Annotated in this window: 8 protein-coding genes; 4 read left to right on the top strand and 4 right to left on the bottom strand. The window is 70.9% G+C overall.

Features of this window, described 5'->3' with window-relative positions:
* The first annotated feature begins 28 nt into the window (after window positions 1–28).
* From ACZ7L7_RS00610 to ACZ7L7_RS00600, 3 genes are read left to right on the top strand one after another with little or no spacing between them, the layout of a single operon-like run.
* A complete protein-coding gene (locus tag ACZ7L7_RS00610) occupies window positions 29–1084 on the top strand; it encodes a serine/threonine-protein kinase (RefSeq protein ID WP_471592877.1) in 1056 nt (351 codons plus the stop codon).
* Complete coding sequence (locus ACZ7L7_RS00605; protein WP_453603544.1) at window positions 1081–2220, top strand: ATP-binding protein; 1140 nt, start codon at window positions 1081–1083, stop codon at window positions 2218–2220. Before ACZ7L7_RS00610 ends, ACZ7L7_RS00605 begins: the two co-directional genes overlap by 4 nt.
* A gap of 4 nt (window positions 2221–2224) precedes the next feature.
* Entirely contained in the window at window positions 2225–4102 is a 1878-nt protein-coding gene (locus tag ACZ7L7_RS00600; RefSeq protein ID WP_472074290.1) for a hypothetical protein, read from the top strand.
* Between the two features lie 47 nt (window positions 4103–4149).
* On the opposite strand, the gene ACZ7L7_RS00595 is transcribed toward ACZ7L7_RS00600, so the two are convergent.
* The 4 genes from ACZ7L7_RS00595 to ACZ7L7_RS00580 form a co-directional block, all read right to left on the bottom strand.
* Window positions 4150–8940, bottom strand: coding sequence for a hypothetical protein (locus ACZ7L7_RS00595; RefSeq protein WP_471592875.1), 4791 nt, complete (start codon window positions 8938–8940; stop codon window positions 4150–4152).
* A gap of 56 nt (window positions 8941–8996) precedes the next feature.
* Window positions 8997–10862, bottom strand: coding sequence for a CHAT domain-containing protein (locus ACZ7L7_RS00590; RefSeq protein WP_471592874.1), 1866 nt, complete (start codon window positions 10860–10862; stop codon window positions 8997–8999).
* Between the two features lie 44 nt (window positions 10863–10906).
* Complete coding sequence (locus ACZ7L7_RS00585; RefSeq protein WP_471592873.1) at window positions 10907–14932, bottom strand: hypothetical protein; 4026 nt, start codon at window positions 14930–14932, stop codon at window positions 10907–10909.
* 201 nt (window positions 14933–15133) lie between these two features.
* Complete coding sequence (locus ACZ7L7_RS00580) at window positions 15134–17077, bottom strand: CHAT domain-containing protein (RefSeq protein ID WP_472074289.1); 1944 nt, start codon at window positions 17075–17077, stop codon at window positions 15134–15136.
* A 147-nt stretch (window positions 17078–17224) separates the two neighbouring features.
* Here ACZ7L7_RS00580 and ACZ7L7_RS00575 point away from each other — a divergent pair, with 147 nt between their 5' ends.
* The gene (locus ACZ7L7_RS00575) at window positions 17225–18004 is read left to right on the top strand and encodes a hypothetical protein (protein ID WP_453603553.1); all 780 of its coding nucleotides are present in this window, start codon (window positions 17225–17227) and stop codon (window positions 18002–18004) included.
* Window positions 18005–18203 lie beyond the last annotated feature (199 nt).

The raw sequence follows: 18203 nt of genomic DNA, 5'->3' as shown, positions 1-18203 counted from the left end.
TACGCACGGCAGCCCGGAGCGTGACGGGATGAACGAGAGCCTGTCCTTCGTCGACTCCTCCGGCATGCCCGAACGGGTCCGGGTCCTCGACTACGGCGTCGACGAACAGCCCACCCCCGCCTCCGGTTTCCGCACCCGGACCATCCGGCTGGAGGACGGGCGGCTGTATCTGCAGCGGCGTCTGCTGCCGGCGTACACCACCCGCGCGGAGAGTGTGGACGCGCTGGAGGCCGAGATCCGTGCCGGACTCACCCTGGTCCGCGCCTTCATGGAGGTCAGTTATCCCCCCGAGTTCAGTCGGCTGGCCGGGTACGGCATCGAGGTGGAGCAGCCCTTCCTGCTGCTCGACCTCCCGCGCGACGGGCGGACCCTGGCCGAACGGGCCGGTGCGCTGATGCTGTCGGCCGAGCAGAAGAAGTTCGAGTCCAGCCTGTTCCGGGCCCTGCGGCTGCTGGAGTGGGCGGGTCTTGTGCACCGGTCGATCAGCCCGGCGACGGTGCGCTGGGACGGCTCCCGGGTGCAGCTGACCGGTTTCGGCAGCGCCGACCGGGTGGGCCGGCCGCGGCAGCGGATGGGGGCACTGCCATGGGCGCCGCCCGAGCAGCGCGAGGGGGTCGGCGCGAACGACCACCGCGACGACATCTGGAGCGCCGGTCAGCTCGTGTACTTCGTCGCCCACGCCCGGGAACCGAGCGGCACCCGGATGCCGCCGGTCGCCGGTCCCGTACGTGACGACCTGCTCAAGGACGTGTTCGCCGAACGCGCCGAGCAGCGGCCGGACGCGCGGACGATGCTGCGGCGCATCGCCGCCCCGGACCCCTGGGAGGACCTCGGCCGCCCCTCGGACCCCCTGGCGGCGGGACGGCTGCGGTTCGCCGAACTCCTCGACGACAAGGGGCCGTCGGCGTGGCCGATGGCGCCGGCGGAGGCACGGCCCGAACCGGAGCGGCCGGAACCGGAGGAGCGGGCGGACGGCCGCGGCGGTTCGTACGACCAGTTCGGCGGCCGGGCATGGCGACGACCGCGTACCGGGCCGGGGCGCAGGGGATTCGGCGGCCGCAGGGCGGGAGACGGCACACAGTGAACCAGGAAACGCCCCAGCAGCAGCCGGTGCACTGCCCCAGTTGCCTCCAGGAACTGCACCTGGACGAACGGCAGTTGTTCGTGTCCGATCCGGAGACGAACAACATGGTGCCGTGGGACCCGAATTCGGAGCCCAACCCGATGCGGCGGCAGGACCAGCTGAACCGCTCCTTCCTCAAGTGCCCCAACGACCAGCCGGACCAGCACTTCCTGCCGGTGCCGTACCTGATGTTCGGCAAACCGCTGACCGTCGCCTTCGTCGGGCAGTCCGGCACCGGCAAGACCCATCTGCTGGCGGCGATGATGGCCGAGATCGGCCGGGGCGGTCTGGACTCCCTGGGCATCCGCTGCCGTTCGGTCAACACCTCCCAGCACCACGAGTTCCTGGCCCGCGCGGTCAACCAGCTGGAGGCGGGCAAGGTACTGCCGGCCACCCGGCCCACGGACTTCGTCGAGTTCACCGACGCCCTGCTGATCACCGTCAACGGCCGGACCGTGCCGGTGGCCTTCTTCGACATCGCCGGGGAGTCGCTCCATCTGCCCGGAAAGGCCACCGAGTTCCTGCTCGGCGTGGACGCGCTGGTGTTCGTCGTCGACGCGCTCAGGGCGCTGCGGCTGAAGCAACTGTCGCTGGCCCGCGAAGTGGCGGGGATCCAGCCGCACACGGTGGGCCTACCCGACCCCACCTTCTCGGCCGTGCTGGACCGGCTGCCGCGCACCGACGGGCTGTGCGACGTGCCGACGGCGATCGTGCTGAACAAGTGCGACGTCCTGCGGTTCGAGCCGCCGATCGACCAGTGGCTGCGCGAGGACGGCCGGCCGAGCAGTCCCCCGGACCCCAAGGACGTCTTCCGGGAGAGCCAGGACGTCTTCGCCTTTCTGGAACATCATCAGGCGACCCCGTGGCTGCGCCCCTTCATGGAGTGCCGCCACTGCACCCTGCACTTCGTGTCGGCCACCGGCATGTCCCCGGCGGTGCTGCCCGCGCCCAACGGCGGCTCTCCCGCGTCCGGTTCCCCCACCGCCTTCGCCGGCGGCATCCGGCCCCGGCGGGTGCTCGGTCCACTGCTGTCCGTGTTCCAGATGTGGGGTCTGCTGGCCACCCCGGTGTCCCCACCGCGGCTGAGGAAGGTGTGAGGACGTGGCCGTCTCGAACGCCGGGATCCACCAGGTGGTGTGCACGTATCAACCCGACAATCCCTCCCGCAACAGGGGTTTCGGCCCGGTGGCCTCGTCCCTGCCCATGGCGCAGGACGTGAGCCTTTTCCAGCTCGCGAGTGCCGTTCTGCGTCCTCCCGGCGACGCCGTCGGGAACTCGATCGCCTACGAACGGCTCTCCTCCCACCAGGACGTCGTCGTGCGCCGGGTCATGACCGTCGACCACTTGCGGCGGGAGAACCTCCTCAGTCACGCCCTTGTCGCGGAGCCCGGCCGGCTCACCGCGGAACTGGCCTTGGGCCTCGACGAGTCCGACTGGCCCCTGGGGGACGAATTCGCTCGGGTGGAGCTGGGCCAGCGTCTTGACCGACCCGACCCGACCGAGCTGGAACGCCGGGGCCGGGAGGGCGCGGACCGGCTCCGGGAGACCGGTCGAGGGCCTGCCCTCACCGAGGGGCTGTGCTATTTGACGACGTGGCTGCTGACCCGTCCCAGGTCCAGGTTCTCCATCGACGCGTCCCTGGTCGCCGGGGAACCGCGCGCCGCGCTGCTCGCCCTCGTGGACATGCTCTCCCCCGTGGTGCCCGGGCGTTGGACGTTCTCCACCCTGGAGTCCGTCGAATCCGAGGCCTACCGCCTGATCGTCATGCCCAAGTGGCCCCTCCCCGGCAGCCGTGAGTACGGCCGACTGCGCCTCGGTGGCCGGCTCGCGCCCGACGGTCCGGCGCATGAGGCCGCGTCCCTGCTGGTGATGCGCTACCAGACTCACGGGTTGCCGGGGCTCGACCTCCTGCGCGACCGGTCGGGCTGGTACGAGATGACTGCGGCCGAGCGTGCCGAGCGGCTGCGCGACCTGCTGGCCCGCCACGCCGGAACCGCCCCCCTCCGGGCCCTGCCCGCGGGTCCGGCCCTGGATCCAGCGGGGGCGCCGGAAGAGACGCAGCTAGAGGCGGAGGTGACACAGGAGGCACAGGAGGCACAGGAGGTCCAGGGGACGCTGGAGAGCGCCGAGGAGCCGGACGAACACCCCGCGCCCGACGGGCCGGAGACGGGCCAGGTCCCCGAGCCGGCGGACGAGCCGGAACCCGTGGCACCACGGCTCTCGGCGGCGCCGCTGGATCCGCCTCCGGAGGAGTTCGTGCTCTCCCCGAGTGGCGAGGACTTCTTCGCCGACACGGCCGCCGAGCGCCACAACCGGGAGGCCGCCGCGCTCGTCGAGAGGCTGCTCTGTGCGCGCAGCGACGAGGAGGGGCAGGAGCTGCTGCGGGAGGTGTCGGGCCGGGCCGCGGTCTGGAACGAGTCGCAGACCAGGATCGTGTGTCTCACGGCGATCCGTTGCCGGCTCGGGGTGCGCGCAACCGGGCGCCGCCCGGAGTTCCGGTACGACGCGCAGTCCCTGTTCGACCTGCTGATCCGCCCCGCCCTGTGCCACGAGGAGCCGGCTCGCGACTGGGCCTGGTTCGTCCGCGATCAGCACACCCTCTTCTCCAGCGACCCGCTGCGCTCGGTGATGCGGGGGATGCTCGATCAGACGGAGCGGGGGGAACTAGACGTTCACCACTCCTTCTTCGACGTGCTGGGTCCGTGGGCCACTCGCGTCGCCCTGCGCCTGGGGCCGTTGACGAAAGTGCCTCCGCCGCCCGACAGACCGCCGGACATCGGCCTTCGGCCCAGGACCGGGTTTCTGCGCGGCAGACGGGGCGGCAAGGCGCGAGGGCCCCGTCATGCCGGGGGCCCGGCACCGGCGGAGCCGGAGGGGAACACCGATGACTACGTACTCCTCGGCAAGGCTCTGCTGTTCCTCGTCGGCGTCGTGATCGCGTTCGTGGTCGCCGTCAGGTTCATCAACCTGCTGCCCTGACCGTCCCGCCGAGCGGGCCGGTCGGGGCGGGCCGGTCCGGCGAGGCGTCAGAGCAGCCCGATGCCGAAGTTCTCCTCCTCGGGGATGTGGGTCAGCAGCCGGATACGCGGCACGCGCCACCTGTCCTCCCCGTGCCGTGCGGCGAACTGCTGCTGCAGCCGCTCCGCGATCTGATGCGCGGTCCGGCCGAAGGCGACGGCGTGAGCGCGGGCCGTACGGCGCAGGCTGCCGTCCTGATCGGCGTCCACGGGCCCGGCGACCAGCACCGACGGAATGAATCCCAGCAAGTGCAGCTGGAAGGCGAACAGATCGGCCAGCCGGGCGTCCCCGCCGTCCGCCGTGTCCTGCGACAGCGCGTCCAGCACCACGAGCGGGGGCGGCTGCCGCTGGTCGGCGCACAGACGCCGTACGGCGCGATCGACGTCCTCGGGGCGGATGGACCGGGCGCTGCCCGGCAGGCGCAGGGCCGCCCCCTGGTCGAACGGGCGCATCTCGCCGCGCAGGAGGATCACGTCCACGGGCTCGTCCTCGGTCAGGCGCAGGGACTCACGCGCGAGCAGGAAGTCCTCCGTCGCCCGCCAGACCAAGGGCCCCCCGGCCGGGTCCGTCCCCGGCGACACGGGACGATCGGTTCCGGACACCGGCGCGGTGGCCACGGCCCTGCCCCGGACGTTCACCTCGACCTGGGTGACCGGCCGTTCCTCGGCCGCGGCGCGGACGGCCTCCCGCAGATAGGTGAAAACCTCTCCGCGGGCCTCACCTTGAAAGGCCGCCCAGGCCCTGCGCCAGGATTCGTCGGTCTTGCCCGTGGGCAGCCCCGGTCCCTCGTACCGGCCGAGCCGGCGCAGCGCGAACTGCAGGTTGCGGCAGCGGGCCTCCTCCAGCCGGGGTTGCTCCAGCAGTTCCGCCAGGGTGTCGGCCGGGACGCCCACGTCGCCGCCCTCGCGTGCGGCGCGCAGATGCCAGACGGTGGGCACGTCGAGATCCCTGGTGAGGCGGAGGAGTCCGGCGGCTTCGGCGACGGCCTTGCGGCGGTCGCGGCCGCTGGTGCGGTGGTTCCTGGCGATCAGGTCGGCCGCGCGCAGGGTCGGCCGCTTCGCCAGCTCGTGGTCCTGCGCGGCGGGCAGGGGGGCGGGCGCGACGTCCGCGGGCAGCACGCGGTGCAGGCGCAGCCAGGTCGCGTGCACCAGCCGGTTGTCGGCGCCGAGCCGGGAGACGGCGGTGCGCATCACGGGGGCGGCTCGCGTGCCCGGGCCGAGCATGATCGTACGGAGTTCCGCCGTCCACAGTGCGGCGAGGCCGGCGGCTCGGCCGGACACGGAGCCGCCGGGATCGGACTGCTGCCGTTGCAGCAGCCGTTCGAGGGCCCTGACGCGGGCCCGGTCCGTGAGCACGGGCTCCTCGGCGACGGTCGTGTAGAGCCTGGCCTGCTCCGCGAGGAGCATCATCCGCCGGTTCGTGCCGGGGATGGACTTCAGTGCCTCGGTGACCGTCGCGAGATGATCGCCGACCTCGTCGGCCGGAGCGCACACCAGGGCGTGAAAACCGTGGGAGAGCCATTCGGCGGCGGTGGGTGGCGGGACGGACTCCCCCGGTGCGTCGAGCCGGGACCGCAGCCGGTCCGACCAGCTCCGCAGCAGTGTCCCGGCGTCCTCGACGCGTCCCCAGCGGTGCAGCAGCGCGCACTCGACGCCGTTCATGGCCGAGCCGGCCGCGCCCCGGGGTTCCTCCCGCAGTGGCCGGGACAGGGAGATCCACTGGTCCGCCTGGCCGAGGTCGCCGGTGACGGACAGCGCGGTGGCGGCCCGGTGGACCATCACCAGCAACCGGCGTTCGTCGTCGCGGGCACGTCCCATCGCCATCCGGGCGTACTTCTCGGCCTCCGCGAGTTCGAGCAGTTGGGCGTGGGCGCGGGCCAGCACCATCAAGGTCTCGAAGGCCAGATCGGGCTCCATCTGTCCCGACACGGCGGGCAGGGTGACCTCCCGCAGCAGCCTCTCGGCCTCTTCCGCCTCGCCGAGCAGCAGTTGTGACCTGGCGTGGAGGAGGTCGGCACGCAGCACACCGTGCCCGAAGCCGGAGCGGTTGCCCAGCTCGGCCGTCAGCGGAAGCCCGCAGCGCAGGTCCGCGTCGGCCACCAGGAGACGCGTCCATTCGTCCACGGCGTGCGGCAGCGTCTGGAGTCGTCGGTGCCAGGCCCGTACCAGATCGGGCCGGTCCACCAGGTCCCAGTCCTGCATCGCGTAGCGGGCGACGAGTCCGGCCAGGGGTGCCCGGAGCGGGGCGGCCGTCTCGAACATCGCGGTGTAGTCGTGGTCGGCCTTGGCATGCCTGTGGTGGGCGTGTTGCTCGGCCCGGCCGAGCCTGACCGCGCAACTGGCCAGCAGGAGCTGTGCGTCGGCGATCCAGATGTGCTCCGGACCGTCGGCGTCGCGCGGCTCCTTCGGCAGGGCCCGCAGCAGCGCGTGTGCCTCGTTCACCGGGGCCAGGCCCTGGCGGAGTCCGGCGTGCAGTTTCAGGGCGGCGTCAATGATGTCGGCGCGCAGCCGGTCCGGCTTGGGCGAGCTTTCGTCATGGGTCATTGCGGCCCGGCGCTTGACCAGCCTCGAGAAGCGTGCGACGTCGAACCAGCCGGACCTGCCGCCGTAGAGCACGGCGTGCAGTTCGCCGTAGGCCCGTTCGAGCGCGATGTCGTACCAGAGCTGCAGCGGCATCACCCGCGGATCGGGCAGGCCGGGGCACTCGTCCTCGTTCTCGGAGATCTCCAGATCGGTGCTGAACAGCCGGTCGGCGAGGTCGATCACGGTGGCGAAGTCGCCCCGCTGCCAGGCCGCCGCGACCTGGTCGCGCCAGGTCCGCGCGACCTCGTCGAGGAACGCGTCATGGTCGCGCTTTTCGTACACGGCGGAGTGGAGCTGGTGGTAAACCTGCTCGGCGACCCATCCCGCCGCTTCCTCGGGGCTCCCCGCGCGCCCGGCCAACTCGGCGCAGCGCTGGGAGGCCGACTGGTGGAACCGCTGCCAGGCGTCCACCTTCATGGAACGCATCCTGTGGCGCAGCGCGCGCCGCACGTTGACATGAACGTCGAGCCGGGTGTCGGTGGCCCTGATCCACGCCGAGCGCTTGGCGTAGCCGATCAGCCGGTCCCACAGCTCCCTGGGGTCGTGGGGCCCATCCAGGCCGCCCTCACCGGCACGGTCGCGTCCGTCGAACAGCAGGGGCACGACGACCTGCAGGAAGTACTCGTACGTCGGATGCCGGGCGACCGCGCAGTACATGAGGGCGTCGGCGGCGTCCTCGTCGGGGATGAAGCGCAGTTCGCGGTCGATGACACTGAAGTAGACCGATTCCCCCGCCGTCGGCAGTTCGTCCGGGGAGCCGGCGAGCAGGGCGAGGACGAGCGGGTTGAAGGCCGGTGAGCCCTCGATGTCCTCCTCGCAGACGGCGACTATCCGCGCCGCCCGGTCGGCGGTCACCCCGCGGAGTTCGAGGTAGCTCCGCGCCTCCCGGGCGGTGAAGGGCTTGAGCTCAAGGGCCCGCCAGGGCACGTCGGAGAAGGCCGCGCAGAAGACGGGCCGCTCGGTGACGTTCGACCGGCCGGACAGTACGACCCGCAGGCACAGGACCTGGCCGGTCAGGTGGCTGAACATCCGCAGCAGGGGGGCCAGTTCCTCCTCTTCGGCCTGCAGCAGTTCGTCGGTGGTGTCGAGACAGAGCAGGACCGGGGCGCCCTGCGCGATCTCGTTCAGGGCGTCGGCGAAGTCGTCCACCGGCGTCCCCGGCATCGGGGTGGCCTCCCACCGCTGCAAGGGGGTGCTGCTCGGCGGTACGAACTCCCGGTCCAGGTCCCTGCGGCGGTGCCGGTACATCCCGAGGAAGTCACGCATGCGCTGACTGCGCCGCTTTGAACCGAGCACCTCCGCCTGTTCCAGGAACCGCTCGGCGGCGTTGACCAGCAGGAGTTCCGGTAAGTGGAGCAGGCGCTGGGTCACCATGGTCTGCGCGTCGAGTACGGCGGACAGCACGGGCGGGTCCTGGTCCAGGCCGAACTTGGCCACCAGCCAGGCGAGTTGGGTGCTCTTGCCCATGCCGCCACCGGCGTGCAGGTGGATGACGCGGGGCGGGCCGAGCGGAAATCCGTCCGGCGTCCCGTCCTGGGCCGGGGGCGCGGTGCCGAGGACCGCCGACTCAAGGATGCCCTCGGCCTCCCGGCGCGACACGTAGTGCCGGGTCTGTTCGAAGTACGCGTGCAGCCCCCGGCTCATCTCCAGCCGGCGTTCGGCCCGCGCACGCCGTTCCAGCAGTTCGGCGGGGAGAGCGCCCGCGGCGAACAGATGCAGGTCCTTGGGGGCGACGGCCTCCGCGAGCCTGCGGCAGACCTCGAAGTCGGCGACGTTCTCGAAGGCCGGGTACCACTTGTCGAACACCTCGCCCGCCTGCTGGTGTTCGCCGGCGAGCACCAGGAGCCGCAGCCGTTCGACCATGGCGGTGTTGCCCTCGGTGCCGGTCAGATGGGTGGCCAGGCGGGCGGCCGTGGCGACCATGGAGACCGGCAGTCCGTCCGCTGTGAAGTCCTCGCGGTCGTCCCTCCACCAGGCGGCCCAGGCGCCTTTGCGGATCATGCCGTTGAGCTGGTACCAGCCGTCCTCGGCGGGGTACGCGGCGAGGACCCGCCGCAGTTGGTCGAACGAGAAGCTGAATCCGGCGGTGGCGACGTCGAAGGCGGGTTCGCTCAGGCAGGTCATGAGGCTGCACCGCTTGAGCACGTCGTAGCGATTCGCGTCGTACTCCCGCGAGTCGCTGAAATGTCGGTACGCCGTCGTGTATTCCCCGTCCACGGCGGCCGATCCCCGTCCGGTCCGTTCCATTCGTCCTCCCCCCTTTGTCCTTCGGCTCAGCCGAGCCTGGTGAGCGCGATGTCGCACACCTCTTGCAGAAGCTGTGGGCCGAAGTCTTCCTCAACCGTGTGGAGTTTCTCTCGCACCAGCGCTCGCCACCCCGGCTTGTCGTGCCACTTGTAACCCATTCGTGTGCCCAATTCCCGCAGGAGCGGCCAGCCGTGGTGCGGCGACCATCGCTGAAGCGTGATCTCATGGGGCTCCGCCGCGAACGCGAGCAGCAGATCCTCGGTCTGGTCGTGCCGCGGGCGCTTGGCGGTCGCCATGACGGTGATGGCCCCGGGTCCGTGCAGTGCGGGCTTGAAGACGTCACTCACCAGGCTGCGGGCGTCCCGGTACGGCACTTTGCCGCTGTCCAGGAAGTGGTCGAGAGCGAGTACGAGGTGGGTGTCGGGCGGCGCGGCCCTGACGAGCAGTTCCACCGCGGCCCGCACCAGTCTGTCGCGAATCGGGCTGACCCCTGTGCGAATACCGCCGTCGCGGGCGACGTCGTCACGGTGGCGCTGCACCAGCCGGTCCACGGCGACGAGGTCGTCGTCCAGTCCCCAGCCTCCGTGACGATCGCTGTGCGCGCGTACGCTGTCGGCGATCAACGCGACGGTCTCCAGCACGGTGTCGTCGGCCTGCGGCATGTCGTCCGCCGACCTGGGCGGTTTGGTACGGCCGAGACGGCCGAAGTCCAGATAGAGGGCGCGGGCCCCCGGCCTCTCCTCCCACACGCGTAACGTCGACAGCAGGAACCACGTGCTGCCGATCCTGTCGTCCGGTTCACCGCCGGACACCACGATCAGCGGTCTGACGGCGGCGCCGGACTCCAGCTGCTCCAGCGCCGTTCTGCGCTGCCCGACACGGTCGGTGGCCCGCTCCAGGGGTTGGTAGACGTCGGAGGCCGATGACCGGGACGACGCCGAGGACCGCGGCAGCACCGCGTCCGGGCAGCAGTTGACCGTGACGGTCACGGAAGCCGACGGGTCGGCCTCCCTGGCGGACCGGGCGGCCTCGTCGAGCCCCTCGCCGGCGATCAGCGAGCGGTAGAACTCGGCCAGCGACGTGCACAGAGCGTGGTCGGTGTCCGGTTTCGGTCCGGGCGTCAGGGACACCACCGCGCGGACCGGCTTCACCGCGTCCGCTTGTGCAAAGGGCTCCAGCAGCTCGTGTGCCTCGGCCCGGTCCATCCCGCTGCTGGAGACGACCAGCCGGACGGATGCGAGGTTGACGTCGGGCACCCCCTCCTCGAAGAGCGCGCGAGCGGAGTCCCCCGCCAGGTGGAGCACGTGGGGCTTACTGGCCTTCACCGTCTCGGCGAGCACATGGTGGCTCACGGGCATGGGGAGCACTTCGACCTCCCACCGTTGCGCGTCCGCGGACACCGCGTTCTGTTCGTCGGGCCTGTAGACCGCGTCGTACACGGCCACGTCCTCGTGCCACGGAGGGTCGTCCACCGTGTGGGGTTCCAGGTGCGAATTCACCCCCACCACCAATACCCGCACCGGGAGATCCCCGAACGAGGGCTGCTCGCCCGGCTGGAACGCGCGGGGGCCCACAGCGGTGCGCAATACCCTGGGCGCCGCTCCGTCCTTCCCGGGCGCCGTGTTCTCCGCCATCCCCTCCCAGTTCAACCGGCGCAGCTCCGGTCCGTGCAGCCGCAGCACCCACAGGCCCGGTTCGTCCGCGACCAGCTCCCGCACCCGCTCCCACAGGGCCTGAGGACCGTCGGGATCGGTCAGGGCCCGCGGCAGCTCCAGAGTCTCCGGCGGCCTGCGCTCCACACCGCTCTCCCCGATCAGCGCCGTCTCGACGGTGTAGTCCGTCCGCGACGACGCCTCGGCGGCCTTGATCCTCAGGTGGACGACCTGTGTCATTCACCCACCCCCCATACTTCGTGCACTCTGTCGACGGGGACTGCTCATCCCCCCAAGAGATCCTCGAAGATCCTTTCCAGTTCTTCGTCGTCGGCCATGAATCTGCGCAGCAGCCCGCGCGGGTACTGCGTTCCGTGCGCCGGCTCCCGGTCCTTCCCCCAGAGGTCGTCCTGGAGGTATCGGCACATCTCGTCCACGCTCGCCGGGCGCACGCCCGGCTCCCGCTGCCACGGTTCGAGGTTCGCGTCGCGCGCCGCCAGGAGGTGCGCTCCGGTGAGTCTGCCGAGCAGGGCGGCGTACAGATGGTGGGCGTGCGTGCTCTGCCGCAGGCCCTGGTGTCTGCAGTGGAGTTGGTCGTCGCCGATACGCCGGTGACAGGCACCGATGTCCATCGGCGTGCCCTGGGCGTAGAGCAGTCTCAGAGCCGTGAGTTCGTAGTCCCGCGCCGTCCTCATGGCGTTGTGTTCCGACAGGCTGCCGCTCGCCGCTCCCGGTCGGGTGCCCTGCCTGCGCTTGATGCGGGCGCGGGCCGCGGCGGTCATGGCCTGCACGATGACGTCCTTGGAGAGCTCGACCGCCCTGAGGGAGCCGACCAGTTCGTCGTCGTACTTCTTCAGCTCGTGCCAGTCGTCCGCGCCCAGCCGGGGGTCGAGCCCGAGCAAGCAGGCCTCCACCCTGTGCAGATGGTCCTCGATCGGGTCCGCCCCCTCCTGGCGCCGGTGCCGCGCCAGCCGTTCGTGGTCGGCACGGGCCAGCTCCAGGTACTCGGCCCGGGCGGCGGAGTCCTCCGGCGCGGCCTCGGCGAGCAGGGCGTGGGTGTCGCGCCGTATGGTGAACAGCTTGCGGCGCAGGATCTCCCCGTCGGCCCGGAGGGCGTGCGCCGTGCCGCGGAAGCGGACGTCGGCGAAGGTCTCGAAGGCGTTCTCCAGGGCGGCGAGTGCGTCGGTGAGCTTTCCCTCGTCGACCATCAGGCGCAGCAGTTCCACTTCCACCGCGCCGGCCACGAGCGTGGGTCTGCCGTCCGTGCCGCAGTACCGCAGGTAGTCCTCGGCCACCTCGCGGGCCCGTTGCAGTCTGCCGGTGTCCCTCAGTCCGCTGAGGATTCCGGCGCTCATGGCCATGGCCAGCGGCGAGTCGTCCACGACGGGATCGCCCGGGCCCTGCCCGAGGAGTGCGGACAGGCCCGGTTCCCGGTTCTCGCCGATGTCCTTGAACACGCCGCTCAGGCGTTGGGCCATCTTGAACTGGTCGGAGTCCTTGTCTCTTATGGCGTCCGCGACCCGCTCCAGTCTGCGCAGCATGTCGTCGAGGCCGCCACGACCGTTGCGCTGCCCGGTCATCCGTACGGCGACGAAGTGGAGCCATGTCTCCCAGTCGCCGGCGAGCTCCAGATAGGGCATCGCCTCGGGTATGAGCCGCAGCGCGTCCGCCGTTCTGCCGTGCGTCCGGTGCCGTAGGGCCGTCTTCACGCGGTCGGCGGTGTGGCGCAGCGCCGTCTCCTGCACCTCGGCGGTGAGCGAGCCGTCCTCGTCGAGCCAGGTGCCGTGGTCGCGTCGTACCGCCTCGGCGACCGCGGGATGCATCCGGATCCGCACGTGCTTGCCGTTCGCGGGCAGTTCGATCAGGCAGAGGTCGGCCAACGGCTGCAGCAGGCCGCGGATCTCGTCCTCCTCCCCGCGCGTCGACGACACCTTGCCCTCGCCGTCCGCCGGGTGCGGGGCCGTCCAGTCGCAGTAGCGCTCGCAGCGGATACGCAGCCGCGCCCAGACCTTCGCGAGCAGGCCCGGCGCCGAGTCGTCGTCCGGATGAAGGACCCGGTGCCGCGGATCGAGCAGGGACAGTGCGAGGAGCAGCAGGTGCTGTGGTTCTTCACGGGAGATGCAGGCCAGTGCCTTCCGCGTCCACTCCTCGATCGACTGCCAGGCCTCGGGCACGGGTTCCGCGGGGTCCTTGACCAACTGGTCGAGGCCCACGGTCGCCAGATAGCGCAGCCGTGTCATTCCGTCGGGCTGCGCCGCCACCTGGTCGGCGAAGCGCAGCAGACCGGGATGCCCCTCGGCCCGCGCGAGCACGTGGTGGACCAGCCTGCTCCGGTCCTCCCCGGTCATGTCTCCGGCCGCGGCGGTGATGATGCTCCCGAGGTGCGGAAGGCTCTGTGCGTGCAGGAACGCCTCGGCGGGGGACAGGAGGGGAACCGGTATGTCCGGCATCAGGCTCTGGTCGAGGTCGAGCGGCAGCGGACTGGTGATCAGCAGCCGGAAGCCGCGCGCCGGGATGCGCGTCATCGCGTCGATCAACTGCTCCCAGCGCGGATGGAGCCAGGGACCGGACGTCGTCGCGCCGTGGGCGCCGGCGGTCGGTGTCCGCCGGTCACGCGGCAGGTTCGCGATCAGGTGTCCCACATCCCGGAGGAAGACCAGGGAGTACTCGGAATTGCTGCCGGTCAGGCACTCCTCGATGTCGCGGCACAGCCGCTCGAAGTCGGTGTCGCCGGCCAGCAGTTCGTCCAGTCGCTCACCCGTGGGCACTTCTGTCAGCCCACGCTTCTCGAACGCCTGCTGAATCGCCGGATGCTCCAGCAGAAGGGCGACGAAGCCGCGCAGCGCGTCCCACGGGGTGCGCTCCGCCGGTCTGCCCTTGGGCGGGTACCGCAGGACATGCCGGTAGCCGTGGACCGCGTACTGGCTGATCAGTTCGTCGGCGCAGGATTCCTTGCCGACGCCCGTCATGCCGTGCAGGACGGCGCCGTTGGCCGCGCCGCCGGCGATCCGGGCGAAGATCGCGCTGGCCTTCCACATCGGGTCGTGATGCCCGATGAGGCTGGGTGGCGGGTGTTCCCGCGTCGGTGGGACGCCCATGAGAAGCGTCGGGGGGAGCACGACCAGGCCGCAGGCGTCGGCGCCGTGGATCACGGGCGCCGCGCGGTCGAGTGCGGTCAGCGCCGGGCCGCACTCCACGAGTGCCTCGCCGACCGCCCGGGGCAGGGACATGCCGGAATCGAGCAGGTACTCGTACACCTTGGTGAGGAAGGCGACCGCGGCCCGGTCGCCGATCCGGTGCCGGAAGGCGAGTACGGGGCAGCCGGTCGTCCGGGCCAGTTCCACGGCCAGGGTGCCGTCGGCCGGTTCGGGCCGGTCCGGCGTCGGGGGTTTTGGCGCGAGGCGGGAGGAGATGCGGAACATCTCCAACTGGTCCGCGATGGACGGGCTGCTGGCCGGTCTGGTGCTGATGACGGCGAACCGCAGACGCAGGTCGTTGTCGCCGCTCTTCAGCATGGTCTCAAGTTCCGCGGCGGTCAGGGGTGACTTGGCGGCGGGGTCCCCCGCTTCGGAGGCCGCCGACCAGCCACCCGGAGCGCCCCGGTCGGCCAGATGAAGGATCATCTGCCAGTCCCCCGGGTCCTGCCGGTTGTCGCGCTTGTTGTTCCGCATCTGCTGCTTGAGCTGATCGTGCGTCACGTGGTACGAGCGTGTGTGCGTCGTGATGTCCAGGCCGGCCCCGTTGGCGGCGATGGCCCGCACCTTGCCGAACACCTGCGACTGCTCGGCGTGCAGGTCCAGGGGCTCACCCGTCTTGGTGCGGTTGAAGAAGCCCACGAGATGGAGCGGGAGTTCGGGCCCCGCCCGCCGAGCCCGGCTGCTCCGGGTGCGGCGTCCCGCCGTCACGTCGTGGACGAAGGTGAGCTTGCGGTCCGCCAGGGCGGCCCGGGTGTCGTCCGTCGCGAGGAGGAGCGGGTAGCCGAGCACTTCGCGTTCCGGGCCGTCCGGATCCAGCCGGAGCAGCACGGTCGACGGCCGGTCCAGGGGCAGTCTGTCCCAGACCCCCTGGGTGAGCACCGAGGTGCGCAGCCACTGCCCCAGCAGGTGCAGTTGGTTGGCCTCCCCGGCCTCGTCCAGCCGGGCACGCCGTAAGAAGGCGTACGGATCCAGCAGGAAACCGTAGTTGGTGCGGTTCTCCGCGCTCGTTCCGGCCCTCAGGTCGACCGGAAACTCACCGATCTCCCCCGTCTCTTCCCCATCACTGATCCGCCACAGCCAGCTCGGACCGCTCTCGCCCTTGTGGAAGTTCACAACCTCCAGTAAGGCGTTGAATTCCCCCGACACGTTCTCAGTCCCCCCAAGAACCCCACGCATATGCCAGTGCAGAGCAGAGTAGACGTATGCCGCCTCTCGTGTCGTGTTTCGGCCGAGAATTTCCTTGACCCTTGACGAGGGCAGTTTTGGAGGCGGTCACAGAGCCCCTCCAATCGAATGGGAATGCGAATCCGCATATCAATGCCTGCGGATCCAGTTCTCCAACTCCCGGACCGTCGCGGCATGACCCTCCGCGTCCATCAGCAGTCCGGGTCGACCGCGCGTACCGCGCAGCGCCTTCTCCAGCAGCACTCCGTTGCGCCGTTCCCGCGCGAGCACCCCGAGACGGGGCAGGGCAGGGACGATCTGCCGCACCTCACGGACGTCCAGCGCGGGCAGTTCCGTGCGGGGCAGCTCGGGGGCGACGCCCGGCAGCTCCGACCGTGAGGTGAGCAGAATTCTGCTCGTCCCACCCACCCCGGTGAATTGCTCGATCAGGTCGACAAAACGGGGGTCCAGGTCAATCGCGCGGTCGACGGCGTCCAGCACGAGGAGGAGGCGGAGATGACACCTAAGAGATTTGTCGACCAATTCCCTCCATTGCGACAGCGGGGACTGCCCGGACGGCACACCGATGCCGGGGATCTGAACGATCACATTCCTCAACAAGTCGTCGAAGGAGCCCGCCCCGTGCTGCGCGTCCGCCCCGTTCCGGACCGGCCTCGGATGCCACAGCACGATGTCGAAGGCCTCGCGGTGATCGTGCGCGAGCAGGGACGCGCACGTGGTCGCCCCCATGCCCTCGACTCCGTGGATCACCGCGCCGCGCAGTCCGCTCTCCGGCGCGAGCGCGGCGCTCGCCCCGGTCATCTCCCGCTGCCGCCCGACGAAGGAACGCGGGCGCTCGGGTAGTCCTCCGACAGCGGGCACGGGAACCCCGCGCAGGGGGCCCCGCGTCATCGGGCGACCGGGCAACCGCAGGGTCCGGGCGGCGGCGCCGAAGAGCACGGGGGTCGCCGCGGTGAACAGGGGCGTGCCGCCCTCGGCGGCCGCGATGTCGGTGACCGAGTCGGCCACGGCATTGTGCAGGGCCTGCGGCAGTTCATGACCCTCGCACAGCAGGTGCCGGTACACGCGTACGGCGAGGGCGCGGGCGAAGTCGTTGCTCACCGGGAACCTCATGGCGACGACGGCGCAGCCGAGATGTTCCGCGACCGAGCCGGCGAGGGAGCCGAGAGCGGCGGTGTCGCCGGACGGTCCGTCGCCGTTGTCCTCCTCGGTCGCCCGGCTCCCCGACCAACAGGCGGAGAGGAACACCAGTCGGGTGCGGTCCCGTGCCGGATCCAGCAGGCGCAGGAGGTCGCGCGCGCCGACCTTGTCGGCCGTGCCGTCCGCGCGTTCGAGGGTGAGGCCGCCCGGCCGGCCGTGCGCCACGACATGGACGACGTCCCAGCCGCCCGGCTCGCGCAGCATGCCCTTCAGGGTCTCGCGGCTGACCCCGAACTGCCTCGTCCGCAGTTCCAACGGGACGGCGTCCTCACCCGCGCCGGCGGTCAGGTCGAGCAACTCGGCGCGCAGGAGGGTCCGGTGCGCACCCAGGTCAACCGGCCTGCTGGTGCTCGGCATGCTGAACAGGGCGAGCATGCGCAAGTGCGGCGGCAGCGATCCGGGCGGTTGGGACGGTTGGGACGGTTGGGCGACAGGCCCGGAGTCCGGCCGGCGGACTCCGCGGACGAAGACGACTCCGCGCCGGGCCAGGGGGACACCCCGGACCAGCGCCAACTCCCAGGGAAGCACCTCCAGGTCGGCCACTTCCGGGGGCAGTCGGAACTCCACCACCACGGGCGCCAGCGCCTCGATGCGCTCGGCCATCCCACCGAGTCCCGTGCGGGTGATCCAGCCGGCGCAGGCCTCCACCGCCTTCTCCAGGACAGCGTTGCGGGCACCGGCCCGGCGTAACTCGGCTATGCGCGCCGGCAGTTCGTACAGCGCCTCCAGATCGCGCGGATCGGCCACGCGTACGTCCTGGAATTCCGCGCCCCGTCCTTCCGGCGGCGTCAGCGACCAGATCCAGGAATCCGGACGGCCGTTCGAGGGGGCGAGATGGAAGTGACGAATGGTGAGCACTGCGGATTGCTTCATGCCCAAGGATGTTCCTTTTCGCGCAGGTCCTGCCCCCTTCAAGCCGCTTTCGAATAACAGCCACTGACAGGGAGTCAATTCACCTACGTTAGGGCATCCGTTTCGCAGGGGCGGCAGTGCAGCGGGGAACCGCATGGGGGGATCGCGATGTCGAACAGCCGGTACCGGAAGTACATCGAGCACGTCCGCGACGACTTGGCGATGGAACCGACATGGCCACCGTCGGCCGTACGGAAACTCGGCGATGTGGGTGTCCTGCGAAAGGGACACTTCGAACGCAAGGGAACGCTCGAATCACTGTTCGGCATGACGGTGAAGCGACGGTCGGCCCCGCGGAACACCACGGTCTACCACGGTGACTCCAAAGGAACGGTGCGCGTCCACCACAACTCGTCCCTCGGCGCCGGGGCCGCGCTGGTCAACGCCGCGGGATCGCTCGTCCTGGAGTTCGGCAAGGCGGAATCGGTGCTGTTCCGCGCGGTGGGCTGCCGGACCGAGGAGATCGACGGAATCGAGGACGTCGAACAGCTGATGCTGGAGCGGCGAAGCAAGGGGGACTGGCCGCACGGGCAGGTCGTGATCACCGAGGTCACGCATGCCGAGCGCACCACGATCGTCATGTCCAGCAAGCGCAACGACCGTATGGCGCTGCGGGCCGCGGGCGATGCGGCGGCGGTCACCGGTCTCGATCTGCTCACCGCGTCCGGTGGTCTGCAGTGGGCGGGCGGCTCGGCGGCCAGCCTCCAGGTCCTGTCGGAGGGCCGGCTCACGCCGCTGTACCGGGCCCGGGGGGTGTTTCGGCGCTGGTTCGGGGGCGACGAGGTCGCGACTCTGGACGACCTGGACGATGTGGAGGAGAGCGTGGACGAGGGCGACTGGTACGTGGACGAGGTGAGCGGCCTCGACTTCGACGAGGCCCGTCCCTGAGCGGCGGCTTTCCCGCCCCCGCCGCCCCTGCCCATTCCCGACCCCGGGGGCTCTGCCCCCAGACCCCCGATCGGCCCTGAACGGGCCTCGTCCTCAAACGCCGGACGGGCTGAACAGAGCCAGGGGCGCGGGGAACTGCGCGCCCAGCCCCCACCCACCCGCACCCGACGAACAACCCCTCGGGGTCAAAGGGGCGAAG

The sequence above is a fragment of the Streptomyces sp. NPDC110618 genome (assembly GCF_055657065.1).
This window is presented reverse-complemented; position numbering and strand designations above follow the sequence as displayed.

Coding starts and splice junctions, on each gene's coding strand:
- ACZ7L7_RS00590 (WP_471592874.1), bottom strand. CDS start 10,862: ATGACACAGGTCGTCCACCTGAGGATCAAGGCCGCCGAGGCGTCGTCG.
- ACZ7L7_RS00580 (WP_472074289.1), bottom strand. CDS start 17,077: ATGAAGCAATCCGCAGTGCTCACCATTCGTCACTTCCATCTCGCCCCC.
- ACZ7L7_RS00575 (WP_453603553.1), top strand. CDS start 17,225: ATGTCGAACAGCCGGTACCGGAAGTACATCGAGCACGTCCGCGACGAC.
- ACZ7L7_RS00610 (WP_471592877.1), top strand. CDS start 29: ATGAACGAGAGCCTGTCCTTCGTCGACTCCTCCGGCATGCCCGAACGG.